This window comes from Sinorhizobium sp. B11, from assembly GCA_039725955.1.
In the GTDB taxonomy this organism is placed as follows: Bacteria; Pseudomonadota; Alphaproteobacteria; order Rhizobiales; family Rhizobiaceae; genus Rhizobium.
Genome location: CP091034.1, coordinates 2369522 through 2395425 on the forward strand (window position 1 = coordinate 2369522; position 25904 = coordinate 2395425).

At 63.5% G+C, this 25904-nt stretch carries 25 protein-coding genes; 16 read left to right on the forward strand and 9 right to left on the reverse strand.

The features are described from left to right. Positions 1-170 precede the first annotated feature (170 nt). Positions 171-1070: a LysR substrate-binding domain-containing protein gene (locus LVY75_21605; GenBank protein ID XAZ21426.1), complete on the reverse strand. Its 900-nt coding sequence runs from the start codon at positions 1068-1070 to the stop codon at positions 171-173. Positions 1071-1249: 179 nt separating this feature from the next. On the opposite strand from LVY75_21605, the gene LVY75_21610 reads away from it, so the two are divergent. Next, complete coding sequence (locus LVY75_21610; GenBank protein ID XAZ25796.1) at positions 1250-2584, forward strand: MFS transporter; 1335 nt, start codon at positions 1250-1252, stop codon at positions 2582-2584. A 43-nt stretch (positions 2585-2627) separates the two neighbouring features. On the opposite strand, the gene LVY75_21615 is transcribed toward LVY75_21610, so the two are convergent. Next, on the reverse strand, positions 2628-3587 hold the full coding sequence (locus LVY75_21615; protein XAZ21427.1) for a LysR family transcriptional regulator: 960 nt from the start codon (positions 3585-3587) through the stop codon (positions 2628-2630). A gap of 138 nt (positions 3588-3725) precedes the next feature. Here LVY75_21615 and LVY75_21620 point away from each other — a divergent pair, with 138 nt between their 5' ends. Further along, positions 3726-4250 (forward strand): nuclear transport factor 2 family protein, encoded by a 525-nt coding sequence (locus LVY75_21620; GenBank protein ID XAZ21428.1) that lies wholly within the window; start codon positions 3726-3728, stop codon positions 4248-4250. A gap of 79 nt (positions 4251-4329) precedes the next feature. On the opposite strand, the gene LVY75_21625 is transcribed toward LVY75_21620, so the two are convergent. Next, a complete protein-coding gene (locus LVY75_21625) occupies positions 4330-5223 on the reverse strand; it encodes an alpha/beta hydrolase (GenBank protein ID XAZ21429.1) in 894 nt (297 codons plus the stop codon). Positions 5224-5300: 77 nt separating this feature from the next. Between LVY75_21625 and LVY75_21630 the strand changes: the two genes are divergently transcribed. Then, the gene (locus LVY75_21630; protein XAZ21430.1) at positions 5301-5897 is read left to right on the forward strand and encodes a TetR/AcrR family transcriptional regulator; all 597 of its coding nucleotides are present in this window, start codon (positions 5301-5303) and stop codon (positions 5895-5897) included. 50 nt (positions 5898-5947) lie between these two features. On the opposite strand, the gene LVY75_21635 is transcribed toward LVY75_21630, so the two are convergent. Further along, on the reverse strand, positions 5948-6115 hold the full coding sequence (locus tag LVY75_21635; GenBank protein ID XAZ21431.1) for a hypothetical protein: 168 nt from the start codon (positions 6113-6115) through the stop codon (positions 5948-5950). 58 nt (positions 6116-6173) lie between these two features. Then, positions 6174-7415, reverse strand: coding sequence for an alpha-D-ribose 1-methylphosphonate 5-triphosphate diphosphatase (locus LVY75_21640; GenBank protein ID XAZ21432.1), 1242 nt, complete (start codon positions 7413-7415; stop codon positions 6174-6176). 315 nt (positions 7416-7730) lie between these two features. Here LVY75_21640 and LVY75_21645 point away from each other — a divergent pair, with 315 nt between their 5' ends. The 5 genes from LVY75_21645 to LVY75_21665 all read left to right on the forward strand — a co-directional run bounded on the left by LVY75_21645 (position 7731) and on the right by LVY75_21665 (position 14614). Further along, positions 7731-10556, forward strand: coding sequence for an AAA family ATPase (locus LVY75_21645; protein XAZ21433.1), 2826 nt, complete (start codon positions 7731-7733; stop codon positions 10554-10556). Positions 10557-10703: 147 nt separating this feature from the next. After that, positions 10704-11597 (forward strand): alpha/beta hydrolase, encoded by an 894-nt coding sequence (locus LVY75_21650; protein ID XAZ21434.1) that lies wholly within the window; start codon positions 10704-10706, stop codon positions 11595-11597. 270 nt (positions 11598-11867) lie between these two features. Next, complete coding sequence (locus LVY75_21655; protein ID XAZ21435.1) at positions 11868-13034, forward strand: MFS transporter; 1167 nt, start codon at positions 11868-11870, stop codon at positions 13032-13034. Between the two features lie 83 nt (positions 13035-13117). Continuing rightward, complete coding sequence (locus LVY75_21660; protein XAZ21436.1) at positions 13118-13852, forward strand: phosphotransferase; 735 nt, start codon at positions 13118-13120, stop codon at positions 13850-13852. Positions 13853-13987: 135 nt separating this feature from the next. Next, positions 13988-14614, forward strand: a complete 627-nt coding sequence (locus LVY75_21665; protein XAZ21437.1) for a LysE family translocator — start codon at positions 13988-13990, stop codon at positions 14612-14614. A 48-nt stretch (positions 14615-14662) separates the two neighbouring features. On the opposite strand, the gene LVY75_21670 is transcribed toward LVY75_21665, so the two are convergent. Next, the gene (locus tag LVY75_21670) at positions 14663-15313 is read right to left on the reverse strand and encodes a pyridoxamine 5'-phosphate oxidase family protein (GenBank protein XAZ21438.1); all 651 of its coding nucleotides are present in this window, start codon (positions 15311-15313) and stop codon (positions 14663-14665) included. A gap of 261 nt (positions 15314-15574) precedes the next feature. Here LVY75_21670 and LVY75_21675 point away from each other — a divergent pair, with 261 nt between their 5' ends. Both LVY75_21675 and LVY75_21680 read left to right on the forward strand, forming a co-directional pair. After that, positions 15575-16126: a carboxymuconolactone decarboxylase family protein gene (locus LVY75_21675; protein XAZ21439.1), complete on the forward strand. Its 552-nt coding sequence runs from the start codon at positions 15575-15577 to the stop codon at positions 16124-16126. A 58-nt stretch (positions 16127-16184) separates the two neighbouring features. After that, positions 16185-17054, forward strand: coding sequence for a helix-turn-helix domain-containing protein (locus tag LVY75_21680; GenBank protein ID XAZ21440.1), 870 nt, complete (start codon positions 16185-16187; stop codon positions 17052-17054). Between the two features lie 114 nt (positions 17055-17168). Here the strand turns inward: LVY75_21680 and LVY75_21685 are convergent, their stop codons facing one another. Then, entirely contained in the window at positions 17169-18059 is an 891-nt protein-coding gene (locus tag LVY75_21685; GenBank protein XAZ21441.1) for a LysR family transcriptional regulator, read from the reverse strand. A 101-nt stretch (positions 18060-18160) separates the two neighbouring features. On the opposite strand from LVY75_21685, the gene LVY75_21690 reads away from it, so the two are divergent. From LVY75_21690 to LVY75_21705, 4 genes are all read left to right on the forward strand, one after another. Beyond that, on the forward strand, positions 18161-19372 hold the full coding sequence (locus tag LVY75_21690) for an MFS transporter (GenBank protein XAZ21442.1): 1212 nt from the start codon (positions 18161-18163) through the stop codon (positions 19370-19372). Then, complete coding sequence (locus LVY75_21695) at positions 19369-19812, forward strand: MFS transporter (GenBank protein ID XAZ21443.1); 444 nt, start codon at positions 19369-19371, stop codon at positions 19810-19812. The genes LVY75_21690 and LVY75_21695 overlap by 4 nt, the downstream gene beginning before the upstream one ends. Positions 19813-19869: 57 nt before the next feature. Further along, positions 19870-20970 carry an alpha/beta hydrolase gene (locus LVY75_21700; protein ID XAZ21444.1) on the forward strand — a complete coding sequence of 367 codons (1101 nt, stop codon included), beginning with the start codon at positions 19870-19872 and terminating at the stop codon, positions 20968-20970. A gap of 98 nt (positions 20971-21068) precedes the next feature. Next, positions 21069-21257, forward strand: a complete 189-nt coding sequence (locus tag LVY75_21705; protein XAZ21445.1) for a hypothetical protein — start codon at positions 21069-21071, stop codon at positions 21255-21257. Positions 21258-21520: 263 nt separating this feature from the next. Here the strand turns inward: LVY75_21705 and LVY75_21710 are convergent, their stop codons facing one another. After that, complete coding sequence (locus LVY75_21710; protein XAZ21446.1) at positions 21521-21979, reverse strand: NUDIX domain-containing protein; 459 nt, start codon at positions 21977-21979, stop codon at positions 21521-21523. Between the two features lie 471 nt (positions 21980-22450). Then, positions 22451-23953, reverse strand: coding sequence for a PLP-dependent aminotransferase family protein (locus tag LVY75_21715; protein ID XAZ21447.1), 1503 nt, complete (start codon positions 23951-23953; stop codon positions 22451-22453). A gap of 166 nt (positions 23954-24119) precedes the next feature. Here LVY75_21715 and LVY75_21720 point away from each other — a divergent pair, with 166 nt between their 5' ends. Next, positions 24120-24740, forward strand: a complete 621-nt coding sequence (locus LVY75_21720; protein XAZ21448.1) for a C39 family peptidase — start codon at positions 24120-24122, stop codon at positions 24738-24740. 80 nt (positions 24741-24820) lie between these two features. Then, positions 24821-25888, forward strand: coding sequence for a D-alanine--D-alanine ligase (locus tag LVY75_21725; GenBank protein ID XAZ21449.1), 1068 nt, complete (start codon positions 24821-24823; stop codon positions 25886-25888). Positions 25889-25904: the final 16 nt, after the last annotated feature.

Here is a 25904-nt window from a genome sequence, read left to right on the forward strand (position 1 = left end):
GCCGTATACAACGGCGTTATATCAGGATGAATATGTCGATCACGCGGGAACAAGGAATGATGGTCTGTCAATCTGCGATCAAAGCGACACGCGCAAAAGCGGCCGGCGCACGGCGACGAACAGCGTCTGCCTTGCCCCGATGCCCGTCCTTTTCACTATCGAATGCGCATTCAGTTCATTGACTTGAACGTCTCGAAGATCAGCGCTCTCAGCCAACGATGAACGGGATCTGCATCCATCCGCGGGTGCCACGCCTGGACGATGTCGAAACCCGGCACCGCGACCGGCAGCTCGAAAGTCCTGATCTGGCTTGTTGCGGCGGATTTGCGATAGGAATTCGGAATCGCGCCGATCAAATCGGATGCCGCCGCAACCGCGATTACTGTTGGAAAGCTTGGCACGATCAGTCTGACGTCGCGGTAGACGCCGAGTTCGGCGAGCGCCCTGTCGACCGGGCCGGCAAAATCCGCGTGCGGTGAAAACAGTACGTGGCCCCAGGCGGAATAGCTCTCGACCGTGATCGGATCTGCATCGAAAATTGGGTGTCCTGTCCGTGCAAGACCCACATACCGGTCTTGAAAAAGGGTCTGGCAACGAAGTTCCCCGCTCTCCGTCGGCAGGACGCCGATATCGAGATCCACGGCCGCGTCTCTCAGGGATTGAACGTCCTTGTCCGCTCGCGGCGCAAACCGAAGCCTTATCCCTGGTGCCGTGTTCGCCACAGCAGCGCTCAGGCCCGCGGCAAAAATAAGCACGAACGCCTCATTGGCACGGATGGTGAAATCGCGGCGCACCTCGCGGATTTCCACTGTTGACGGCGGACTGAGCACCGCTTTCACGGCTTCTCTCAACGAATGCACGTCTTCGGCGATCGCCAGGGCATGGGGCGTTGCGACCATGCCGCGCCCGGCCGGCACAAGGATCGGATCGCCGAGCGCAGCCCTCAATCGTGACAGTGTCCGGCTCATGGCTGATGTACTGAGGCCAAGCCGGCGCGCGGCGGCCGATACGCTTCTCTCGCGCAGCAGCGCATCGAGTGCCACCAGAAGATTGAGGTCGAGATCGGACATGGCTCAATTTACTCAGGCATGGCGTTTGATGCAACAGTCGTTTGATTTCGTTGCGTCTGGCGCTTGTAGCCGTCAAGGCCTAACTGGTCGGCCATCCGACAACGATTGGGAGTTTCTCAATGTCCCTCGCCTCTACCGCACCGATTTCTCAGGATGGCCCGGCATCGCCTCGACAGTACATGGCCATCGCACTCATCCTTCTCTCCGCCGTTCTCGTCGTTCTTGATGGAGCCATTGCCAACGTCGCCCTGCCCACGATCGCGCTTTCGCTGCACGTGGAAGCGGGCAGCACCGTATGGGTCGTCTCAGCCTATCAGCTGGCCGTGCTGGTCGCCCTTCTTCCGTGTGGCGCGCTCGGGGAAGTCTATGGCGCGCGGCGGGTCTTCCTGATCGGCGTCGCGCTGTTCACAGCGGCTTCGGCTGCCTGCGCCTTCGCAGGCGACCTTTCCCTGCTGATCCTTGCCCGTTTCGCGCAGGGCCTCGGCGCGGGCGCGATCATGGCACTTGCCATGATGAACCTGCGCTCGGCCTTGCCGCAGCACATGCTGGGTCCGATCATCGGCGTCAATGCCATGGTCATCGCGATTTCTTCCGCTGCCGGTCCGGGCATTGCCGGCGCCATCCTTTCCGTCACGACCTGGCCCTGGCTCTTTGCGGTCAATATACCGCTCGGCATCATCGTGCTGCTCAGCGGCGGTCTGCTGGAGAAGATGCAGGGCACGAAGCGAAAGCTGAACGTCAAGGCCTTGCTGGCCAACACGTCGATGTTCATCCTCTTCTTCTGCGGCACCGACCGGATAGCGACCGCGCCGGCAAGCGGCACGGTCCTCATTGCCGCCTCGGTAGCTTGCCTAGTCGTCCTGCTGCGCCTGGAACGCAAAAGCGATGCCCCGATCATTCCGACGGATCTCCTGGCGGCACCCGCATTCCGCGTGGCGGTCATCGCCTCGATATCCTGCTTCTGCGGCCAGATGCTGAGCTACATCGCGCTGCCCTTCTATCTCCAGCACAGCCTGCACATGACCCCGGTTCTGGCCGGTCTCTACATGATGCCCTGGCCGGTTGCGACCGCGATCATCGCGCCATTTTCGGGACGTCTGGCAAACCGCGTCAAGACCGCATGGCTCTGCGCGACAGGCGGCGCGCTGCTGGCTGTCGGTCTCCTTGTGGCCGCTCTCTGCCCGCCCGATCCGAGAGGCATCGCGTTTCTGGTCGGCACGGTGATTGCCGGCCTGGGTTTCGGCCTGTTCCAGACGCCGAACAACCGCATTCTGCTGCTCTCGGCTCCGAAAGCCAGAAGCGGCGCGGCAGGCGCCATGCAAGGCACTGCGCGGCTTCTCGGCCAGACCCTGGGCGGGATCTCCATGTCGCTGATCTTCGCGACATTGCCGCTCTCTGCCGCGCTCGAATCTGCGGTCGTCCTGTCGGCTGCCTGCGCGGCAATTGCCAGCCTGGTCAGCCTGAGCCGCGCCCGCTACGAACTGGCGGGACAATCTGGAGCGAGCAGTCGATGAGCATTCTGTTCACCAGGGGCCGAGAGCATTCCTTCGTTCCCGGTCAGGCCGATCCCGCAGAACCCTCGCACGCCGATAGCAGCATCCCGAACAGCCAGCTGAGGCCCGCATCCATCATCGCGGCGCGCGGGGCGACCGCGCTCAGCCGGAAACGCGGCAAAGGCAAAGGCGCATCCACCGTCACAAGGCCAAAGCGCGGGGCGTATATTGCGGCAAAGCGCCGGGGAACTGCGACCAGCATGTCGCTCTCGCCGGCGATGGCGAGCGCGAACATGAAGTTTGGCACAGTCAGCGCCATCCGCCTGCTCAAGCCCAACTGTTCGAGGGCCGTGTCGACGAAACCGTGCGGATCGCCACCAAGTGAAACGACGAGGTGGCGCATCCCGACATAGCGGTCGAGCGTCGGTTCCTCAGCGAAAGGATGACCGGCGCGCATGGCAATGACGAAGTCCTCCTCATAGAGCGTCAGGCTGTGGAAGCGCGCCGGAATGTCATCGGAAGGCACGATCGCAATGTCCATGGCGCGCGCTTCCAGCTCGCCAAACGCATTGCGCCAGGCCCGCGCAGGCGCGCTTTCGCCCTGCTCCGGCAGCAGCTGGCGTATGCTGATATCGATCTCAGGCGCCGTCCTTTCCAATCCCGAGAGCAGCGCGGACAGGAAGACCGCGGAAACACCATCCGGCGCCCCCAGCGTGAAGCGGCGGCTAGACCTCGCCGGATCGAAGGGCTCGGCCGTCGCTATCACGCTTCGCACCCTGGCGAGAATCTCGGCAACAGGTGCTGCAAGCTCCATCGCGCGCGCCGTCGCCACCACGCCTCTCGGCGTCCTCACGAACAGCGGATCGTTGAGCATTCGCCGCAGGCGCTGAAGCCCGTGGCTGACGGCTGACGGTGAGATGTTCAGCCGGTCGGCGGCGCGGCCGACATGGCCCTCCTCGATGACGGCTTCGAAAAGCACGAGGAGATTGAGATCGGCGCGCGAGAGATCAGTTTCATTCAGCATATCGCTGAAATCATATCATTGGCTTCAGCATCCGAAAACCGGCATTGTCTGAACATGCAGGCTCCGCAGCAGCGCTTCTGAACCCCAGGCCGGCAAAGGACCAGACTAGCAAAGGACCAGGCTAGCAAAGGAAATCTCATGTCACCTTCAAGACGATCCCTTCTCGTTGCCGGCACCGCCGGTCTTGCCTCCCTTGCCGGCAATGTCCGCGACATCAAGGCCGATATGCCGGCAGCCGATCTCGCCCGGATATCGGAGGAGGCCAATGCCGCGCTGATGCGCGGCGATGTCGACACCTACCGGGCGCTCGTGCCGCGCACGCAGGACTTCACGCTGATGTCGCCCTTCGGCGGCACACCGTCCCACGAGGCCGGCTTCACCGAAAAGACCTGGGATGGCATGCGGCAGTTCTTCAGGAACGGCACGCTGAAACAGGAAGTCGTCCAAACCTATGCTGGCACCGACATGATCGTGCTCGCCGTCATCGAGCGCGCCCACGTCGAAGTCGGCGGCCTGCCCGCACAGGATTGGGCGTTGCGGGTGACGCTCGTCTATCGGCGCGAGGACGGAGAGTGGCGGCTTGCCCATCGCCACGCCGATCCGCTCGGCCATGCCATTACGTTGGAGCAATCGGCGGCACTCGGGCGTGGGGCCATATATTGAGGCGTGCCTTGCGCCGAGAGAAGATGTCGCGACAGAAGCAGAAAGGGAGCGAGCACCCTGCCCGCTCCCTTTACCAAATTCACTTGCCGGAAACCGAGTCCCGGAACTCCGCCAGGTCGCGGTTGAAGCGCGGCGCTTCCTCCAGGAATGGCGCGTGGCCAGACTGCGCATAGATCTTTTCCCGAACGGCGGGATTGAGCGCCCGGGCGCGCGCGATGCTCGGCTCGACATTCACCAGATCGTCCTTGCCGCCATAGAGCAGCAGAACCGGAACGTGCGCTTTGCCCAGGCCCTCGGCAGCCGAAACGGTCATCGACGGCACTGTCCGCGTCATGATCCATGAGGCCATCGCGGCATTGGAGAGCAGGCGCTCGAAGGTTGCCGCATCCGGCTGCGTTGCAAAACACAGGGCCAGGAAGGTTTTCACCGCATCGAGATGCACCTTCAGCTCATCCGAGGCCATGCCGGCATAGACATCGGGATGCGCGGTGATCAGCGCAGCATTGAGTTCAATCACCCCGTCGACATAGACGACGCCGGCAATGGCGCCGTCGCCATGGGCGGCAAGATAGTTCGAGATGACGACGCCGCCGAGCGACCAGCCGACGAGGACGGGCTTGCGAACACCCGTCTCCTTGAGAACCGCCGAGAGATCGTCGGCCCAGCGGCTCCCGTCGCGATAGGCCTCGGCATCGTCAGGCTTGCCCGACAGGCCGTGGCCGCGCATGTCGTAGCTGATCAGCCGAAACTTCTGCAGCTCGGGGCTGCCGACCTGCATGTCCCAGTTGAGATGGCTGCCGAGCAGGCCGTGGATGAAAACGATCGCCGGCCCGGCGGGATCGCCCGCTTCCTGAACCGCGATCTCGACGCCATCGGGCGCCTTCACCGTGTAATTCTTCTCCGCGGCCATCGCCACGGAAGACAGTCCCGCCAGCAGGACCACCACCCAGATACCGCGCATTATTCTCATCATGCCAAAATCCTTATTTTTAGTGATCACTACAAACTAAACGCTTGCCTTTTACTGTCAAGCAGTCTTTAGTGATCGCTATGGATAAGGTTGTGAAAACACGCCGCGGCGGCCCGCGAACCTTCGACCGGGACGAGGCGATCGACATCGCCATGCGGCTCTTCTGGCGGCATGGATACGAAGGTGTCTCGCTGAACGACCTGACGGCGGCAATCGGGGTCGCGCCCCCGAGCCTCTATTCTGCCTTCGGCAGCAAAGCCGGCCTCTACCGCGAGGCGCTCGAACGCTATTTCGGCTTGCGCGGGCCGGTCTGGGATATCAAACCCACCAAGACCCTTCAGGAGACCGTCGAAACCCTGCTCCACAAGGCAATCGACGCCGTCATCGACCCGGCCGGAGAGCGGGGCTGCATGATTTCGAGCGGCATGATCCAGTGCGGCCCCGACCACGCGGAACTCGCGCGCGAACTGGCGGAACGCCGAGACACGATGCGCGACATGATCGCAGCAACGCTCGGGCACTGGCTGGACCGCGACCGCGCCCTCTCGCTGGCCCGCTATCTTGTCGCCGTCCTGCAGGGCCTGTCCGTCCAGGCCTATGATGGTGCTTCGAGAGACGAATTGCGCCAGGTGTCGGACGAAGTTGTGGCTGGTTTAAAGGCGAGAATGTTCAGCTAAAACAGCGCGCCTTCCCGATCAGGCCCGCCTGTCGCATCCCCATGAGGGCTTCATTCCTTTTCCGCATCCCTGTCGCCATCAGAGGTCTTGGGCTTGCCGCGCGAACGCAGGTTGTCGAAGCCCATATAGTGGTCGGCGTCGGATGTATTCCACTTGCCGGCCAGATAGATGGCGGCAACGGCTACAGCGAATATGAGCAGGACATAGAGCGTTTCCATATCTGCGATGTAGCGCGCAGATATGGATCGGACAGTTCCGGGTGATATCCCGCCGCTGTCAGGCCGTTACCAGCTCGCCCGCGGGTGCCGCGCGATAGGCTTCGCGGCCGCCGACCCAGGTGCGGCGAACGGCGGGTGCTCCGCCCTCGGGCCAGTCGACCAGCACGAGATCCGCCCGCTTGCCGATCTCGATGACGCCGCGATCGGCAAGGCCGGAGGCCTGTGCCGGGTTGCCTGACACGAGCGGCCAGAGCGCATGGAGCGGTGCCACGCCGTCGGCCTTCAGCCTTGCGAGGCCGAGCAGCATCGCCGGATAGTAATAGTCCGAGGCGAGAATGTCGCAGAGCCCCTCGCGGATCATGTCGGCCGCACCGATCGAGGCGAGATGGCTGCCGCCGCGCGTCGCGTTCGGTGCGCCGAAGACGATGAAGTCGCCGGCATCGCGGGCCGCCCGCGCCACCCTACGGTTCATCGGGAATTCGCAGATCCGCGCGCCGCGCAGGCGGAAGAAATCGCGCGTTTCGATCTGGCTGTCGTCATGCGACAGCATCGGCGCGCCCGCGGCCTTGCCGAGGGCCGCGACTTCCTCGATCGCGCCGGGCACTTCAGGACGGCGTTCCCACATGCTGCGCACGAGCGCGACCATGTCGGCCACCGGAATTTTTGCCCGTTTGGCGCGTTCGGCCATCTTCTCGGTGAAGCTGGGCGTTTCGGGATCCACGGTCGGGAAGGCCGGATCGAGGTCGAACGGCCGCTCCTGCAGCGGGATCGACGGATGCAGCATCACCATCGACGTATGGTCGTTGAAGGCAATCGACGGCAGGCGCGGACCGGCAAGCGCCTCGCGAATGAGATCGATCGCCTCGAAGCAGAAGGTTTCCCAGCGCAGCTGCACGCGATTGTCCACCGTCAGCCGCGGCGTGAGCGTGTCGAGCGCACGCACGATCGCATAACCGGTTTCGACCGAGCGCAGCCCGGGCTCCCAGCTGAGCGTCAGCGCGTGATAGGCCGTTGCGATGCCGTTGGCGGCAAGCTGGCGGTCGGTCTCGAGCAGCGCGGCCGCGACCGGCAGCATGGTGCCGGGCCGCGGCATGACCTGCCGCTCGAAGGCATCGCCGTGAATGTCAACGAAGGCCGGGCTGAGCAGATGGCCGCGTCCGTCGATGACATCAGCGCCGTCGCGCGCGCCGTCGATACCGGTGATCCGGCCGTCTTCGATACGCACGGAGGCGCTCTCCAGACGGTCGCCGAAAACCACGGTTGCACCCTCGATGATCACTGCCGGATTGTTTTGCTGCATGGCTCTCGTTCCAGGAAAAGGAAGGCGCAGCAGCTGAGTCCCTCGACAGGCTGCGCGCAGGCCGCCGCTTCTAACCAGCGGATATGACAAATTTGCGAACGTCGCTGCGCGTCGGCACGATTTGATCGCAACGGCGGCGCTCTTTCTTCCTCGTGCAATCCGGGTTCCCTTGCCCGTATCGAAGCTGCTTTACGGACATGCCCGCGAATGGCACGCTCCATGACAAGGCGACGCTTCGGCAGTTGCCGAACCATGGTCCGGGATTCGATTCGTTTGCATTCCTGCGCGCGGATCAGAGCAGGCAGCGTTAGATTGATGGCCAAGCAGTCGGAAAAGATCGGGGCGCCGCGGCGCAGACAAGGCAAGGGCGCGCCCGCCCGGTCTGCACGCGTCTCCGGCCCCGAATTCCTGCAGGGCCGGGATCGCGACATTGCCCTGATCGACAGGATGATCGCGCGGATCGACCAGGGCGGGTCGACGCTCGTGATCAGCGGCGAGCCCGGGATCGGAAAATCCGCCCTCCTCGAGCAGGCCAGGCATCAGGCCCGCGAGCGCGATCTGACGGTCCTGAGCATGACCGGCGTTCTGGCCGAGGTTCATCTGCCCTTCGCAGCGCTCGAGCAGGCGCTCCGCCCGCTGATGAAGGAGGCCGTCAACCTGGTCCCCCGTCAGCGATCTGCCCTGTTCTCCGCCTTCGGCATGCATGATGACACAGGCCCACCCGACATCTTCCTCGTGGCGCTCGCGGCACTGTCCCTTCTGACGGAAAGTGCGGCGCGAAGCCCCATCCTGCTCATTGCCGATGACGCCCAGTGGCTGGACGAGGCGACCTATGAGGTGCTGGCCTTCATCTCCCGCAGGCTGAGTTCGGATCCTATCGTTCTGTTCGTGGCCATGCGCGACGGCTTCGACCGCCTGTTCGACGATCCCTCCCACCTGCGGCTTCGGCTTTCGGGGCTCGGCGAGGCCGACGCCGAACACCTGCTGGACGCCCATGCTCCTGATCTTTCGGCCGATCTGCGCAGCCGCTTCCTCCAGGAGGCCGCGGGCAATCCCCTCGCCCTCCTGGAACTGCCACGCGACAGGCGAGCGGCTGATATCAGGGATCCGACATGGCTTCCGCTGACGGAACGCCTGGAACGCGCCTTCTCGTCCCGTCTGGCAGATCTTCCCGCTGCAACCCGGATGCTGCTGTTCGTCGCGGCGGAAAACGACGGGACATCGCTCCACGAAATCCTGCGCGCCGGCAAAGCCGTATTGGGCGCAGAAGTGGATGTCAGTGCCCTGACGCCTGCCATTGCCGCCAGGCTGATCGACCTTGACGAAACGGAGGTGCGGTTCCGGCATCCGCTGGTGCGCTCGGCAATGCACCAGGCGGCAGATCTGGCGACGCGGCACAGGATCCATGCCGCCCTTGCCGCGATCGTTCATCAGGAGCTGGACCGGCATTTATGGCATCGAGCGGCGGCGACGATCGGACCGGATGAAGAGCTGGCGGGCGAATATGATGCGATGGCCGGCCGCGCCTTGCGCAAAGGTGCCGTCGCCATGGCAATCGAGGTTCTCGAAAGGGCGGCGGCGCTGAGCGGCACGCCGAAAGCCAGGAGCGACCGTTTCCTGCGTGCCGCCGAGCTTGCCGCCGATCTCGGCCAGCCGGAGCTGCTGGAGCGTCTGCTGCGCCAGGCCAATGTCAGCGAGGCTGATCCCGTCGCATCGGCGCGGATCGGCTGGTGCCGCGAGATGGGCCAGCCTCCGATGGTCAACGACCCCACGAAAATCCCCAGTCTGGTTGGCCTCGCCGCCGAGGCCCATGCTGCCGGCGCCACGGATCTGGCAAGCAACCTGCTCTGGCGCGCTGCCCAGCGCTGCTGGTGGAGCAATGCGCAGGCGGATCTTCGCAAAAGCATCCTGATGGCCGCAAACAGGCTCGACTTGCCCGACACCGATCCACGCCTGATCGCCATATCCGCTTACGTCGAGCCGCTTCACCTCGGGAGCGCGATATCGGGCAGGCTCCAGCAGCTTGCAGGCACGAGCAGCGGCAACCCGGTCGCGGCGCGCATTCTCGGCAGTACGGCCAATGTCATCGGCGTCTTCGACCTCGGCGTCGGTTTGCTGACCTACTCGGCTGCCGCCTTGCGCGATCAGGGACGGCTCGGCGATCTCGCGCGCGTGCTCTTTGCTCAGGCCTGGGCAGAAATGGAAGTCGGCGACTGGACGGGCGCGATGCGGGAGGCCGAAGAATCCGTTCGCTTCGCCGAAGAAACGGGAGGCACGCTCTGGATTGCCGCGGCCACGATCGTCAAGGCAAGGCTTGCGGGCATGATGGGCAATCTGGACCAGTCGCAAGCCTTTGCGGCCCAGGCCGAACGCCTGGTCGTCTCTGTCGGCGCGAGCTTCCTGCTGGCGATGCTGCAGATTGCGCGCGGCACGGCCGCCATCGGCGCGGGCCGGCATTGGGAGGCCTATGAGCATCTGCGGCGTCTTTTCATCCCTGCCGATCCTGCCTTCAATTCCGGTCTGCAATTCTTCGGTCTCGCCGATTTCGTCGATGGCCGCAGTCTTCTCCGGGCATGCCGAAACGGCCGAGGAGGTAATCGAGCAGATGCAGCGTGTCGCCGGTCCGTCGCCAGTGCCCTGGGTCGAAACGATGCTGTCCTACGGCAGGGCGCTGCTCGCAACACCCGAGGAGGCCGAGCGGTTCTATCTGCAGGGTCTCGGGCCGGGCGCAGGCAAATGGCCTTTCCTGAGAGGACGTCTTCTGCTGGCCTATGGCATATGGCTGCGCCGCCAGCGCCGGTCCGCCGATGCGCGAGGAGCGCCTTTGCGCGAGGCCCGCGACATCTTCGATGCGCTGAGCGCCCTGCCCTGGAGCGAGCGTGTGCGCGCGAGGAACTGCGCGCTTCGGGAGAAGCGAGCCGCAAGCGGACCGAATATGTCTGGGAAATGCTGACCCCACAGGAGCTGCACATCGCCCAGCTTGCCGCCGAAGGCCTGTCGAACAAGGAAATCGGCGCGAGGCTCTATCTGTCGCATCGCACGGTCGGCTACCACCTTCATCGCATCTTTGCGAAGACCGGCGTCACGTCGCGCTCGGCGCTGCGTCCCATTCTGACCGACGCCATCACGCCTGAAAGCTGACCACCGACCTGTCACCGGACTGGTCATTTGACAGAAGCGAAAGCTCCTGGCCGGGGGCTACCAATGCGGCTGCGTGCAACCTTCCCGGAGAGAAAGACCGTGAAACTCTTGCCCCTACTCGCAACCCTCAGCCTTGGAGTAAATCTCATGATTCAGCCCGCTCAAGCGGCGCCGGACGCTGCCACCGACCCGCGGATCGACCCCCAGGTCCGCGCCTTCCTTGCCGAGATCAACAAGGATCCAAGCCCGTTCTGGGAACTGCCGCAGCCCAAGCCCCAGGAGATCCTGACCGGGCTTCAGAACATGACGCCGGTCGACATGTCGGGCGTGACCACGACCGAGCAGACCATCACCCAGGATGGTCAGAGCGTGAAGATCTACATCATGAAGCCCGAGCACATCACCGGCAAACCCGGCGTGCTGCTCTTCATTCACGGCGGCGTCTGGATCGTCGGCAATTATGAAAATCATCAGCGCCTGCTGCGCGATCTCGTGGTCGGCTCCGGCCAGGTCGGCGTCTTCGTCGAATATACGTCCCTGCCCGAGGCACGTTTTCCCACGCAGCTCGATCAATCCTATGCCGCGCTGAAATGGGTCGCGGCCCATGCCGATGAATTCGGGGCCGACGGCAGCCGCATCGCGGTCGCCGGCAATTCGGTCGGCGGTAACATGGCCGCCGCCCTGTCGATCATGGCCAAGGACCGCAACGGACCGAAGATCAGCTTGCAGGTTCTGATGATCCCGGCGACCGATGCCAGCGTCGATACCGGCTCCTATCACGAATACGGAGAACAGCGTTTCCTGGCGCGCGCCTTCATGAAATACGGCTGGGATCTCTACGCGCCCGACGCCAAGACCCGCGACAACCCCTATGTATCGCCGCTGCGCGCCAGCATCGATCAGCTGAAGGGCCTGCCGCCGGCACTCGTCATCACTGCCGAGAACGATCCGCTGCGCGACGAGGGCGAGGCCTATGCCCGCAAACTGAAGGAAGCCGGCGTGACCGTGGCCGCGGCCCGCTACAAACGGCACGATCCATGACTTCGTCCTGTTGAACGCGATCCGCAACGTGCCTTCCACGCAAGCCGCGATCGAACAGATCAGCGACAATCTGCGCCGCTATCTCGAACCCGCAACGCATTGATCGATGCGGCGACGCGGCGGCCATCAGCGCGCCGCGTCGCCTGCTTCCATCGATCCTGTCCGCACCTGTGCCGCGTGCTGAAGCAGCTCAAAAGATCAAATGATTGAATGGCACACATCGATCGGAGACGATTGGTCGCAGGATCGGGCTCTGATACCAGAGAGCGGATGACCGCACGCCCGAAGACCTCATTCCTGTTCACCCTGATCGCCAGCGGAACCGTACTCGGTATCGCCGGCACCGATCTGGTGCTTCCGGCCGTTCCGAGCCTGCCGGGGCAGCTCGGCGGAAGCATCGAGATTGCCCAGCTCGTGCTGGCCGCCTATGCCTTCGGCACTCTGGTGGGGCTCATCACTTTTGGCGAGCTCGGCGCACGCTTCGATCCGCGCAAGCTGCTGATCTGGTCGCTTGCGCTCTTCGGCATCGCGTCGCTGGCCGCCGCGGAATCTCCCTCGATCGAATGGTTGATTGCCCTGCGCTTTGCCCAGGGGGCCTTCGGCTCCGGTCCCGCCGTCTTTGCGCCCGGTTTCATCCACGGCCTCTATCCGCATGACAAGGCCGCCGCCGCCATGGGGCGGCTCGGCTCGGTCGAGTCCTTGGCGCCGGCGCTGGCCCCGATTGCGGGTGCCTGGCTGCTGGAGTTCGGAGGCTGGGAGATTTCCTTCGTGCTTCTGGCGGCATCCGCGGCGCTGATAGCGGCAGCCGTCTTCTGGCAGCGCGCCGCCTTCCCGCACCCGCAGCAGATGGAAGAGCATCACAGCTATCTCGCCATATTGAAGAATGGCGAATTCCTCCTCTATGCGGCAAGCCAGGCCCTGTCGCTCGGCGCGCTCCTGGTCTTCGTCTTCGGCCTGCCGGCTGTGCTGACCGGCCCGCTCGACAGGGGAATCGGGGATTTCGTCATCCTGCAGGTCTGCGGCATAACCATGTTCATCCTGGCCGCGAATTCCTCCGCCTGGCTCGGCGCGAAATTCGGAACGCTGAGAACGATCCGCATCGGCACGGCGATCATGCCCTGCGCCTTTCTCGCCATCCTCGCCTATGCTCTGACAGGCGCGTCCAGCCTTTTCGTTCTGGTCCCGCTTTGGGCCGCCTTGAATTTCGGCTTCGGCATCCGCGGGCCGATCGGTTTTCATCGGGCAATATCGGCTGCCCGCGGCGATCATTCGCGCGCAGCCGCAATCGTCATCGCCGCGATCCTCGGCATAGCAGCGCTCGGAACGACTGCCGTCGCTCCCTACATTTCCGTCGGCCTCTGGCCGCTGGCGATGGCCGGCGCGGCAATCTCGATGCTTGCGCTGCTTTCGCTGATCCCGCTCAAGGGCCACGATTGAAGGCCGCTTGCGAGTACATCGTGACGTCGTAAACTTTCGCCATGTCTCAGGTCATTCAATCATGACCGCCAGGAACAGCGCCGATGGGATGGGAAGTGCTCGGAAAATGGGGAGAAGACGCCGTTCGCATCGAACCGCTTGCGGGTGGAGTTGCCAACGACGTGTGGAGGGTCCGCATCCGCGGCCAGATCGCGGTCGGCCGTCTCGGCTCCAGGAGTGACGCCGATCTCGCATGGGAAACCGCGCTGCTCCAACATCTCGACCGGGAAGGCATGGCCGTCCCGGTGCCGATCCCGACGACTGACGGCCGGCTGTTTGCCAATGGTCTGGTGGTGATGAAATACATGGAAGGCGGACCTCCGGAGACGCATTCCGACTGGCGTCGCGTCGCCGACACGCTCCGCGAGCTGCACCGGTCGACGCAGGGCTGGCCGCAGCGTCCGGGCTGGCGGTCGTCGACCGATCTCCTGCATGCCGAAACCGGAACGAGGATCAACCTCTCCGCAATGCCGCCCGAGGCCGTCATCCGATGCCGGGCCGCATGGGCGCGCCTGGCCGGACGCCGGACTTGCGTCGTCCACGGCAACCCGAACAACCCTGGCAACATCCGCATGACCGGCGAACGGGTCGCCTTGATCGACTGGGACGAGTCCCACGTCGACGTGTCCGACCTCGACCTGGTACTGCCCGGCAATGCCGCCGGTCTCGACGACGGCGCGCATGACATTGCCGCGCAGGCATCAGCCGCATGGGAGGCCGCCGTCTGCTGGCGGGACGAGTACGCAGTCAGTCGGCTTGCCGAGGTTCGCGCGATCTGAACCGTTTCGGCAGATCGACAGGCGGATAGCCTCACCGGCGCGGACCTGTTTCGGATAACGCTGTGTCCACGCCTCCGCCGATGGTTTAACCCACGCTCGCGTGCTATTGGGCATCAGCCGAGGGAGTTTCCGACATTGCTTTCGCTTGAGACCGTCATCACGTTTGCCGCCGCAGCCACTGTCCTTTGCTGGGTACCCGGCCCCGATAATCTGTTCGTGCTGATGCAGTCGGCGATCTATGGCCGGGGTGTCGGACTGTCGGTGACGGCGGGCCTATGCGTCGGCCTCATCTTTCACACCGTCGCCGTGTCGCTCGGTGTCGCGGCAATTTTCCAGACGTCGCAACTGGCCTTCGATGCACTGAAGTTCATCGGCGCCGGCTATCTTGTCTACCTCGCCTACAAGGCCTTCCGGGCCGTGCCGGATGAACTCGAAGCCGGGACCGCGAAAGCCAAGCCCATGTGGCAGATGATGGCGCGCGGCGTCGTCATGAATGTCACGAACCCGAAAGTCGCGATCTTCTTCCTGGCATTTCTGCCCCAGTTTACCTCCACCGCCAATGGCAGCATCGTTTTCCAGATGCTCCAGCTCGGCGGCATCTTCATCCTCTGCGCCTTTACCTCTTTCGCCGTCATCTCGCTGCTTGCGGGCTCGATCAGCGCCTGGCTGAAGCGCTCCGACAGAAGCCAGGTCATTCTCAATCGCGTTGCCGGCCTCGTCTTCGTCGGGCTCGCAGCAAAGCTCGCGACGGCTCATCGCTAGGCGCTCCCCCGCATTCCTTTCACGTTCGCCACGCCGAACGCTTCCCCGTCAATAGAGCGACGTCCTGTAAGCCTCTTCGAGCGCGTCATCTATCTTGCGCATTTCGCCGTCATCGGCCGGAGCGCCGGACGTCTGGTCCAGGATGATCTTCGAGAGCGAGGGCATCTCGTTGCGATCCTGGAAGTGCTCCGGATCCCACAGATGCGAGCGCCGGAATGCCTTGGCGCAATGCAGGAACACCTCGCCCACCCTGACCAGGATCGCAAGCTTCGGCACGCGTTCGCCGACGCCCATGTCCGCGAGTATATCAGGGTCGGTCACGAGCCTCGCCTCGCCGTTGACGCGAAGCGTGTCGTCAAATCCGGGGATGATGAAGAGCAGACCGACGCTCGGATTGGTGAGAATATTCGCCAGCGTATCCAGCCGATTGTTCCCCGGCCGGTCCGGGATCGCCAGCGTGTGCGGATCGAGGATCTTCACGAAGCCGACCGGGTCGCCGCGCGGGCTGACATCGGCCTTGCCATCCCGGTTCTGGGTGCCGATACAGATGAACGGCGATCGCCGGATGAATTCCTGGGCATGTTTGTCGAGCGCACCCATGCATTTCTGCGCCGCCAGCGCATGCGTCGGCTGAAACAGCTTCCGAAGCGCCTCCTCGTCCCCCACGACAAACCTTGGATCGACACTGAATTCCGTCATCGCATCTGCCTCCCACAGCATCCTCTTGTCGGACGATCGCTCACCCTTGACTATGACGTACGTACCTCAAACATAGGGTATTCGTCAAGGCGCACGATCCTGCCGGCCGGCCTCGGCGTCGGGACCGGCAAGGTTTGAATGCAGCTTGCGGGCGGCTATTACCTCCCTGTTAATTGCTGCCATACCGGGTTTTTCAGATGTTCGGGTCAGGTGCGGCCACGGGAGCCGCGATCCTCAACCTGACATCTGAAAGGTCATGCAATGACTCGTTTTCCGATCCATAGCCTCGAAACGGCGCCTGCCGCATCGCAAGCCGCCCTGCGCGGCCTAGAGGATGCATTCGGCTTCATCCCAAATGTCGCGGGCGCCATGTCGACATCGCCCGTTCTCATCAACTGCCTGGCAGCGCTTTTCCAGAATGTGCATGGCGGCGGCTTCACCGAGCCGCAGATCCAGGTGCTGCTGCTGACCAACGCCGTCACCAATGCCTGCGAATGGGCTGTCGGCTTTCATTCGTTCCTGGCAATCGAGAACGGCATTGCGGCCAGCGATGTCGACGCCATCAGAAACGGCGGATTGCCGGCTGAGCCGAAGTCGGCAGCGCTTTCAAACCTTGCCCGCACCTTGATCGAGACCCGCGGACGATTGACCGAGGCGGACGTGGGCGCGTTTCTTCAGGCCGGCTTCGACGAGAGCAGGCTGCTCGAGGTGATCGCAGTCATCGCCGCTTCTGCCATCACCAACTATGCCGGCAGCGTCACCCGCCCTGCCCTGGAGCCGCCCTTTGATGCCTACGCCTGGATAAAGCCCTGATATAGAATGGGCTCGGCCGCCCCGGCGGCCGGCCTTCCGTCAGGATCGATCGCACGCCATGACCACAGCTTCCAACGCCTCACGGCCTTTCCATCCCACGTCAGCAGGCATGCTGCTGCGCCAGTGGCGGGAAATCCGCGGCAAACCACAGCTGGAACTCGCTCTCGATACCGGCATCTCGCAAAAGCATGTGAGCTTCGTCGAAACCGGACGATCGACGCCGAGCCGGCAGATGATCATCGATCTTGCCGACGCTTTGCAGATACCCTTACGCGAGCGCAATGCCATCTTCCTTGCCGCGGGATACGCGCCGGTTTACCGCGACGATCCGCTCGACGCCGCCTCGATGCAGGGCATCCATCGCGCGGTCAGGCGAATGTTGCAGCAGCACGAGCCATTTCCGGCAATCGCCATGGATCGCTATTGGAACGTGATCGAGACGAACGTATCGGCCCCTGCCTTCTTCAACCGGTTCATCGATCTTTCGCGGCACCCCCGGCCGCGCAATCTCCTGCACCTGATGTTCGATCCCAAGGGCATGCGGCCCTTCCTGTTGCACTGGGAGGAAACAGCCCGCAGTCTTCTGGGGCGGGTCAGAAGGGAAGCGATCGGCCATGTCCCCGACGAACGCACACAGACGCTTATCGCCGAACTGATCGCCTATCCCGATGTCCCGCAGGACCCGCATTCCGGACCCGCCCCGGATGCCCTGCCGATGATCCCGCTCAGGTTCCGGGCCGGACGCCATACGCTCAACCTCTTCTCGATGATATCAACGGTCGGAACCCCGCAGACGGTAACCGCCGAGGAAATACGCATCGAAACGATGTTTCCGGCCGATGACCAGACCGAAAGCGTCTATCCGGACGTCATGAGCGGAAATGACCTTGCCGGCCAAGGTCGCCCTCGAGGACCGGCAGTGTCCTGACCGCATACACTGCTGCCGCAGATCGCCGGATCGGGGTCACCACAACAGCGCGATGGAAGAGAGCGCGATGACGGAACCGGAAAGCACCATCCGGATGGGAGATTGGCAGCGCGCCTACGATTGCCGCAGGGCCTCGATGATGATCCTGAAGGCGGGCGAATTCTGCCGTCGGCTGGGGTAATAGATGTAGTAGCCCGGGAAGAATGGCGACCAATCGTCGAGAAGCCGGACGAGACGTCCTGCCGCGATATCCTCCGCGACCAGATTTTCCGGAACATAGGCGATCCCGTATCCGCCGACCGCAGCGTCGATCATCGCGTAGGACGTATTGAAGATCAGTTGTCCTTCCACGCGGACGCGGAGTTCGCGGCCGTCCTTCTCGAATTCCCATGCATATAACCCTCCCGATCGCGCCTGCCGGTGGTTGATGCAGTCATGCCCGACGAGGTCCGGGGGCGTCTCCGGCGCAGGGTGCATCGCCAGATATTCGGGGGACGCCACGGCGACGAGGCGCCAGTCGGGTCCGATCCGGACGGCGATCATGTCCTTGTCTAGGCTCTCGCCGAGACGGACGCCCGCATCGAACTTCTCTTCCACGATATTGCGGAAGCCGTTGTCGCTGTTCAGCTCCACCGTGATATCAGGATACTCGCTCAGCAGGGGACGCAGTTTCGGCCAGACCACGCTCTCCAATGCGTGATCCGACAGGGTGATCCGGACCGTACCGGACGGCTTGTCCCTGATCTCCATCAGCTCGTCGATCTCGGACTCCAGTTCCTCGATGCGGGGCGCCAGCGAACGGATGAGCCTTTCGCCCGCCTCCGTCGGCGAGACGCTCCGTGTGGTGCGCGTCAGAAGCCGCAGCCCCATTCGCGCCTCGAGCTTCTTGATCGTGTGGCTGATCGTCGATTGTGACGTCCCGAGCTTCGCCGCCGCCTTCGTGAAGCTCCGCTCTTCGGCGACAGCCAGAAACCACAGCATGTCGTTCAGGTCTTCCCGTTTCATTCGCAACGCCTCATACGCTCATCCATTCATGTCAGAAATCGATAAGTCCAAGCGGATTGCAATAGCTAATCTTCGTAGTCGGCCGGGATTATGTTTCTGTCATGGATCAGAAACCTCTCACTCAACCCGATGCCCGCACCTACCCTCTCCCGGCTCCCGCCGCGTGGGGCGCGGTGCTGGCGATGGCTCTCTGCGTGGCCGTGCTCATCGCATCGGAGTTCATGCCGGTCAGCCTTCTGTCGCCAATCGCAAGCGATCTCGGCGTCTCGGAAGGGCGTACGGGCCAGGCGATCTCGATCTCCGGCATCTTTGCGGTCCTGACCAGCCTTTTCGTCTCGAACGTGACCCGCAACATCGACCGCCGTCTCGTCCTGACATCCTTCTCGCTGATGCTCGTCATCTCCGGCACCATCGTCACCTTCGCGCCCGATTACCTCGTGCTCATGGCTGGGCGCGCCATGCTGGGTGTCGCCATCGGCGGTTTCTGGTCGATGTCTACAGCCATTGTCATGCGCCTCGTCCCGACGAATTCGGTCCCCAGGGGCCTGGCGATGCTGAACGCCGGGAACGCCATTGCCGCGACCGTCGCCGCTCCGCTCGGAAGCATGCTGGGAAGCTACATCGGCTGGCGCGGGGCCTTTTTCGCGGTCGTCCCCTTGGCGCTGATTTCCCTGGTGTGGCAGTGGGTCAGCCTTCCTTCGCTGCCGCCAGGCATGCGCGCAAAGGGATCGACGAACGCATTTCGGCTCCTGCTCCGTCCGCAGGTCGCGATCGGCATGACGTCCATTCTGTTCCTGTTTGCGGGGCAGTTCGCGCTGTTCACCTACCTTCGTCCTTTCCTGGAAACGGTGACATCAGTCTCGATTTCCACATTGTCCCTTCTGCTTCTGCTGATGGGGCTTGCCGGGGTCGCGGGAACCTATTGGATCAGCCGTCTTCTCCAGACCCGGCTGTTCAGCATCCTCGGCGCCATCCCGCTGATCATGGCCGGGATTGCGGTAGGCTTGATCCTCTTCGGCTCCTCGCCGACAGCCACCGCCCTCCTTCTCGTCGGCTGGGGCCTGTTCGGGACAGCAGCACCCGTCGGATGGGGCACCTGGCTATCCCGGACGATGGCCGACGATGCCGAGGCGGGTGGCGGTCTGCAGGTTGCGGTCATCCAGCTCGCAATCACTGCCGGGGCATCGCTGGGAGGCCTGCTTTTCGACAATACCGGCTGGTGGACGACGTTCCTGTTCGCCGCCATCCTGCTGGCGGGCTCGTCCTTGCTCGCCCTGGCTGCATGGCATTCGACGCTGAGGGCCGCTCGATGATCGGTCGCCGCCATTTCATCGGCGCGGCGCTGGCCACCGCCTGCCTGCCGTCATTGTCCTCGGCGCAATCACCAAGACAGGAGCCATCCGCGATGAAGTTCAGGATTACCTTCGACGGGCACGCCATGACGGCAACGCTCGACGACATTCCCCCGGCGCGGGAACTCGCCGGAATGCTGCCTCTCGACCTCACGATCGGCGACTATTCGACCAACGAGAAAATCGCCTACCTGCCGCGCAAGCTGACGCAACTGCGTGACGAACCCTTCGGCAACGAACGCCCCGGTGACATCGCCTACTACGCGCCCTGGGGCAACCTCGTCTTCTACTATGCCAGCTATCGCTTTTCGAAAGGCCTGATCCGCCTCGGCCGCTTCGATGACGATATCAAGCCGCTCCTCACACGCGGCGATTACCCGCTCCGCATCGATCCCGCCTGAACGATGCGTCCACCCGCCGCGCGCGGCGATATGCAAATCCCCACAAGGAGACCGCAGATGACCGAAACCAAAGACCCCTCTTCCGCCACCGCCGCCGTTGACCGGCGCCAGCTGCTGAAAATGACCGGAGCCGGCGTCGTCGCGCTCGGGGCAGCTTCCATCTTCGACATCACCAATGCAAGGGCTCAGGACATGTCCAACGGCGCAGCCAATTTCTATACCAGCGACAAGGTCACGCTTCAGAAGGTGACCTATAAATCGCTCTACCAGATGAATGTCGCGGGCAATCTGTTCCTGCCCAGCGACCTCGACCGCGCCGCGAAGCACCCGGCAATCATTGTCGGCCATCCAATGGGCGCGGTGAAGGAGCAGAGCGCCAATCTCTATGCCACCAGGATGGCGGAACAAGGTTTCGTCGCCATGTCCATCGACCTGCCCTTCTGGGGTGAAAGCGAGGGCCAGTCGCGAAACCTCGTTTCTCCCGATATCTATGCCGAAGCCTTCAGCGCCGGCGTCGATTTCCTCGGCAGCCAGGCCTATGTCGATCGTCAGCGCATCGGCGGCATCGGTATCTGCGGCAGCGGCAGCTTCATCATCAGCGCCGCCAAGATCGACCCGCGCATCCGGGCGGTCGCAACCGTCAGCATGTACGATATGGGCGCGGCCTTCCGCGACGCCTTGAACAAGTCGCAGAGTGTGGAGCAGCGCAAGCAGCTGATCGCCACGGCGGCCGAACAGCGCTGGTCGGAATTCGATGGCGGCGCAATCCGGTATGTCGGCGGCACGACCCTGGAATTGACGGCTGAGACCGACCCGGTGCAGCGCGAATTCTATGATTTCTACCGCACCCCGCGCGGCGAATTCACCCCCGCCGGCGCGACAAGGGAAACGACCACCAAGCCGACGCTGACCAGCGTCGTCAAATTCGCGAACTTCTACCCGTTCAACGATATCGAGACGATCTCCCCGCGCCCGATGCTCTTCATCTCCGGCGACCAGGCGCATTCGAGGGAATTCAGTGAAGACGCCTACAGGCGCGCCTCCGAGCCGAAGGAGCTCGTTTGGGTCAAGGGTGCCGGCCATGTCGACCTCTATGACCGCGTGGACCTGATCCCGTTCGACAAGCTGGCCGGCTTCTTCGACTTGCACCTCGCCTGATCCCTCCGCCAGTCGTGGTTTTGAACGCACGGAGAGCCCTTCCATCAGGGGCTCTTCAGTTCCCGCATGCCCGACCGTTACGCAACGAGGGATCGTCAATGAAGCACCAACGACAGGCGTCGACACCGTGGCATGCGTGGTTCCAGGCCTGTTCGGGGCACGTAGAAGCCGTCGTCGACTGGTTCGCACTCTCGCTGATCGGCGCGGTCACCGGCCATCGTTTCGACGATGGCCATTCTCCGTCAGGCCGCCGAGAAACCCGGCTTCAAGAGGATTCGCAGCTATGAAGATCCTCTCCCGAATTGGCGATTGCTGCGATTACAGGCCTCCTCGTGCTTGGTGCCGGCCCGCTCGCATCCCCTCCATCGCCTGCCCTCGCCGACGCAAATGCGGTGACCTTTCCGCCTCTCGACCAGCTGGTTCAAGACACGACCGTCCGCCGCGGCGTTCCCGCGAGCAGATGCTGACGAGCAGTGAGGCATTGGCAGCCATCAAGGCCGGCCAGCCCGTGCAGACGGGAACGCATGTCGTGCTGGCCGATGACCCTTGCTCATTCGGCCAGCATATCGGACGCCAGTAGCGCTTTCAGGCCTTTTGGATAGAGGCCTGGCGAGCCGTCGAGATCGAGCGTTTTCGGGTCATACCATCGAGCGACCCCGAACGTTCCATCGCTTTCCTGGAAGTTGATCACATCCTGACCCTGATAGTCATCGGAGACAAAGCCGATCTTGAAGATGAACATGATCTCGTGGCCGCTCTCGCCTTCGAAGACATATATGTTTTCCATGACAAGCGGCCCTGAGAAAACCTCGACCTCGATACCGAGCTCTTCCCTGAATTCGCGCCTCAAGGCCGCTTCCGAGTCCTCGCCGAATTCAACACTGCCGCCGAGCGGACGCACGCCGGCTACCCGCCCCTTATTGTCATAGACCTCGGCCGCCAGAAGACAGCCGTTGCGCCAATGGAGACCAAGAGCTTTCACATTGATTTTCGTACGGGGGGAACTCATGGGATTCTTGCACGCAAGAGGAACATTGCGCGCAATCTAGAAGAGCAGGCCGATGGCCGCAATGGGCAGTTGCAATTCTGATGTGAACGACCCCACGCGGAAAGAGCCGATAGCGTTTGTCGCAGTGCTGCAGGCGAAGAACGCGCCGCCTCCCCGGACGGGATATAGGTGGCTGCCCGCACCGCTCCTCCGTCAAGTCAGAAAACGAACAAGGCGGTGAGCACGCGGCCCCCTCATCCGCCCTTCGGGCACCTTCTCCCCGATGGGGCGAAGGGGTGTCGTTGCAAAGCCTCTCGCTCGTCTCAAAGCGTCTCTCGTTGCAAGCCGTGCCGCGTGCTCCCCCTTCTACCCATCGGGGAGAAGGTGCCCGAAGGGCGGATGAGGGGGCCGCGGACGCACTCCCTTGCCCATTTTCAGACCTGGCAAGGTGATGGGGCCACAACCCTAATAGACGGCCGGTTCTGCGGCCCCTCACCCTCCCGCCAAAAACGTCCCATCCTCGAAAACCTCGGCAAGCACCCGCGTCCCCATATCCGCCTCCGCCTCCGAAAGCCCGGAGAATCCGAGCAGCAGCCGCGACCGATCCTTCGAAACCACATTCATGCGCGACAGCGGCATCACCACCACGCCCTTCTTCAGCACTGCAGCAGAGACGGCGGTGTCATCATCCCAACTGCCCGTGCTCCGCACCGTCAGATTGATCCCCTGATCCGGCAGCAGCACCGTCGCATGGTCCGCCAACCGCTCCCTCAGAAACCCGGCCAGCATGTCGCGCGAGGCCCGCAGCCGCTCCCTGAGCCGCCGCAGATGCGCCGGGAAATAGCCCTCCTCCAGGAAATCGGCGATCACCCGCTGCTGGAAGCTTGGCGGGCAGCGGTCGACGGCGGGGCGCACGGCGCGGAAGGCGGGCACGAGGTCGGCGGGGACGACGAGATAGCCGATGCGCAGGCTCGGCAGCAGCGCCTTGCTGAAAGTGCCGGTATAGAGAACGCGGCTCGCCTTATCGAGCCCGTGCAGCGAGGCGATCGGGTGGCCCTGATAGCGGAATTCGCTGTCGTAATCGTCCTCGATGATCCAGCAGTCGTTCTCCTCGGCATAGGAAAGCAGCCCGAGCCGGCGCGAGAGCGACAGCACCGAACCGACCGGATACTGGTTGGAAGGCGTGACGTAGAAGGCGGCGGGAGGCGCGATCGTGCCGTCGAGCAGCCGGGCAATATCGATCCCGTCACCGTCGACCGGCAGACCGGTGACTTCGATTCCGTTCAGAGCCAGGCATTGCCGGGCCGGCGGATAACAGGGATCTTCGACGACGGCCCGGTCACCCGGCGTCATCAGCACGCGAAAGGCAAGGTCGAGCGCCTGCTGCGTACCCGCCGTGATGAAGATCTGCTCCGGGCTGCAGCGCACCCCGCGCGAGACGGCGAGATGGGCGCTGATCGCCGCCCGCAGCGAATATTCGCCCTGGATATCGCCATAGCCTTCGAAGGCATAGTTCATATGCCGTGTCGCGATGCGGTTCAAAAGCCGCGCCGTGCGCTCGTCATGGGCGATGCGGCCGGTGACGAAGGGCAGCGCCTTCTGCGGCTCCAGGCTCGGCCCGCGCGTGAGGATTGCCGTGGCGGCGGCCGACACGCCGCGGCGGATCGGCTGGCTGCTGCCTGCGCCCGGCGGATCGATGCGCGCCGCCCCCTCGGGAATGGACGAGGCGATATAGGTGCCGGAGCCGTGGCGGGCGACCGCAAAACCCTCGGCAATCAGGATCTCGTAGGCTTCCGCGATCACGCCGCGCGAGACCGCCCATTCCGTAGCGGCAAGCCGCGTCGATGGCAGCCGCTGCCCGCCCGAAAGCCGCCCTTCCGCAACGGCATTCCGTAACGCAAGGTAGAGCTGGCGCGGCAAGGGCGCCGATGACGAGGGATCGATGTCAGGCCGGAATGCTGCCGATGGCCCCTCACGTCTTCTCACAGCAGTCATCGGCTCTCCTGCAGCCATGCACTTATTCCCGTGGTTCATCTCGCCTGACGCGATCCAAGTGGTCCACAGGAACACGACAAAGTGGCCCTGTCAAATACATCGGAATTGCATCTAGTATGAGCCACTTTCTAACGGGATTCGCATTGCAGTGCCTGACGGAGACGACATGGATCATCGAGAACTCGACGTGCCCTATTTCAGCCAGTGGGAAACGCCCGACATGACACTGCCGGTGCTGGCCGAAGGTGCCGTTGCGCTGCACCGCGATGCCAACTGGAAAAACTCGGGCGCAGAAACGATCGAGGAATATGCGCGCTGGGCGGTCAACGTCTGCGGCATGGCCTGCCTGAAGATGATCCTGGCTGCCCGCGGCGAGGCGCATCCGATCCTCTCGCTGGCGAGGGCCTGCACCCGCTATGGCGGCTATGTCGTCAACGAGGCCGATGCCTCGATCAAGGGGCTGATCTATGCGCCATTCGTCACCTTCGTGCGCGAGCGCTTCGGGCTTGTCGCCGAGGTGCGCACCGAGCTCCCGACGCAAACCATCCCCGAAATCCTCGCGACCCATCGCTTCTTCATCGCCTCGGTCAGCAGCTCCATCCGCTGGCCGGAGCGCGAGCCGCCAGGCAAGGGCGGCCACCTGGTGCTGGTAACGGCCGCCAATGAAGACAGCGTGCGCTTCCACAACCCTTCCGGCCATGAGCGCGCCACGCAGGCCGATGTCACCCTGCCGCTCGCAACCTTCGACCGCTTCTTCGCCAACCGAGGCATCGCGGTCAGCTTCTAGAGGTTTTGTTTTCGCGCAATTCCGGACGCAGAACCGCTGCACACTCTTGCCGGAATTGCTTACTTTTCAGGAGAATTCCAATGAGCCCTTCCCCATCCAGGCTGCGCATCGCCGTGCTCTTCGGCGGCCGTTCCAGCGAACACGACGTCTCCGTCATGTCGGCCACCAATGTCATGCGTGCGCTCGACCCGGAGAGATACGATGCCCTGCCCGTCTTCGTCACCAGGGATGGACGCTGGCTGCAAAGCCGCTTTGCCGATGGCGAACTCGCCAAGCCCTCTTCCGGCACCGAACTCTGCCTCCTGCCGGGCGGCCACGGCCGCCTGCTGGCGATCGGTCCCGACGGAAAGGCGACCGAAACCGGCAAGATCGACATCGTCTTCCCGGTGCTGCACGGCCTGCATGGAGAGGATGGCGCGGTTCAGGGCCTCTGCCAGGTGGCGCGCGTGCCGCTCGCCGGCTGCGGCATCCTCGGCTCGGCAACAGCACTCGACAAGGATATCGCCAAGCAGCTCCTGAAGGCGGCCGGCCTGCCGGTGGCCCGCTCCGTGACGCTCGATCAGGACAGCCCGCCTTCGCTCGAAACCCTCGAAGCCGCGCTCGGCCTGCCGGTCTTCATCAAGCCGGCCCGCCAGGGCTCCTCGGTCGGCGTGCGAAAAGTCTCCGGCAGCCAGGAATTCGCCCCTGCCCTTGCTGATGCCTTCAGCCATGACCGCAAGCTGATCGCCGAGGAATTCATCGCCGGCCGCGAGATCGAATGCAGCGTGCTGGAGGATACGAAAGGCGGCCTCTTCGTCTCACGCCCCGGCGAGATCGCGCCCGCCGAAAGCCACGGCTTCTACAGCTACACCGCCAAATATCTCGACGAGAATGGCGCTGCCCTGAAAGTGCCGGCCGAGCTTCCCGCCGATGTCGAAGCGAAGATCCGCGACATGGCCGCCCGCGCCTTCCGCGCGCTCGGCTGCGACGGCATGGCCCGCGTCGATTTCTTCCTGATGGAAGACATGCGCTTCGTCGTCAACGAGGTGAATACCATTCCGGGCTTCACCGATATCAGCATGTATTCCAAGGCGATGGCCGCAAGCGGCGTGGCCTATGCCGAGGTCATCGACAAGCTGGTGGAGCATGGGCTGGCCAGAGGGGCATAAAAGACTGCGTGCCCCT

Coding starts and splice junctions, on each gene's coding strand:
- LVY75_21605 (XAZ21426.1), bottom strand. CDS start 1,070: ATGTCCGATCTCGACCTCAATCTTCTGGTGGCACTCGATGCGCTGCTG.
- LVY75_21610 (XAZ25796.1), top strand. CDS start 1,250: ATGGCCATCGCACTCATCCTTCTCTCCGCCGTTCTCGTCGTTCTTGAT.
- LVY75_21615 (XAZ21427.1), bottom strand. CDS start 3,587: ATGCTGAATGAAACTGATCTCTCGCGCGCCGATCTCAATCTCCTCGTG.
- LVY75_21620 (XAZ21428.1), top strand. CDS start 3,726: ATGTCACCTTCAAGACGATCCCTTCTCGTTGCCGGCACCGCCGGTCTT.
- LVY75_21625 (XAZ21429.1), bottom strand. CDS start 5,223: ATGATGAGAATAATGCGCGGTATCTGGGTGGTGGTCCTGCTGGCGGGA.
- LVY75_21630 (XAZ21430.1), top strand. CDS start 5,301: ATGGATAAGGTTGTGAAAACACGCCGCGGCGGCCCGCGAACCTTCGAC.
- LVY75_21635 (XAZ21431.1), bottom strand. CDS start 6,115: ATGGAAACGCTCTATGTCCTGCTCATATTCGCTGTAGCCGTTGCCGCC.
- LVY75_21640 (XAZ21432.1), bottom strand. CDS start 7,415: ATGCAGCAAAACAATCCGGCAGTGATCATCGAGGGTGCAACCGTGGTT.
- LVY75_21645 (XAZ21433.1), top strand. CDS start 7,731: ATGGCCAAGCAGTCGGAAAAGATCGGGGCGCCGCGGCGCAGACAAGGC.
- LVY75_21650 (XAZ21434.1), top strand. CDS start 10,704: ATGATTCAGCCCGCTCAAGCGGCGCCGGACGCTGCCACCGACCCGCGG.
- LVY75_21655 (XAZ21435.1), top strand. CDS start 11,868: ATGACCGCACGCCCGAAGACCTCATTCCTGTTCACCCTGATCGCCAGC.
- LVY75_21660 (XAZ21436.1), top strand. CDS start 13,118: ATGGGATGGGAAGTGCTCGGAAAATGGGGAGAAGACGCCGTTCGCATC.
- LVY75_21670 (XAZ21438.1), bottom strand. CDS start 15,313: ATGACGGAATTCAGTGTCGATCCAAGGTTTGTCGTGGGGGACGAGGAG.
- LVY75_21675 (XAZ21439.1), top strand. CDS start 15,575: ATGACTCGTTTTCCGATCCATAGCCTCGAAACGGCGCCTGCCGCATCG.
- LVY75_21680 (XAZ21440.1), top strand. CDS start 16,185: ATGACCACAGCTTCCAACGCCTCACGGCCTTTCCATCCCACGTCAGCA.
- LVY75_21685 (XAZ21441.1), bottom strand. CDS start 18,059: ATGAAACGGGAAGACCTGAACGACATGCTGTGGTTTCTGGCTGTCGCC.
- LVY75_21690 (XAZ21442.1), top strand. CDS start 18,161: ATGGATCAGAAACCTCTCACTCAACCCGATGCCCGCACCTACCCTCTC.
- LVY75_21695 (XAZ21443.1), top strand. CDS start 19,369: ATGATCGGTCGCCGCCATTTCATCGGCGCGGCGCTGGCCACCGCCTGC.
- LVY75_21700 (XAZ21444.1), top strand. CDS start 19,870: ATGACCGAAACCAAAGACCCCTCTTCCGCCACCGCCGCCGTTGACCGG.
- LVY75_21705 (XAZ21445.1), top strand. CDS start 21,069: ATGAAGCACCAACGACAGGCGTCGACACCGTGGCATGCGTGGTTCCAG.
- LVY75_21710 (XAZ21446.1), bottom strand. CDS start 21,979: ATGAGTTCCCCCCGTACGAAAATCAATGTGAAAGCTCTTGGTCTCCAT.
- LVY75_21715 (XAZ21447.1), bottom strand. CDS start 23,953: ATGACTGCTGTGAGAAGACGTGAGGGGCCATCGGCAGCATTCCGGCCT.
- LVY75_21720 (XAZ21448.1), top strand. CDS start 24,120: ATGGATCATCGAGAACTCGACGTGCCCTATTTCAGCCAGTGGGAAACG.
- LVY75_21725 (XAZ21449.1), top strand. CDS start 24,821: ATGAGCCCTTCCCCATCCAGGCTGCGCATCGCCGTGCTCTTCGGCGGC.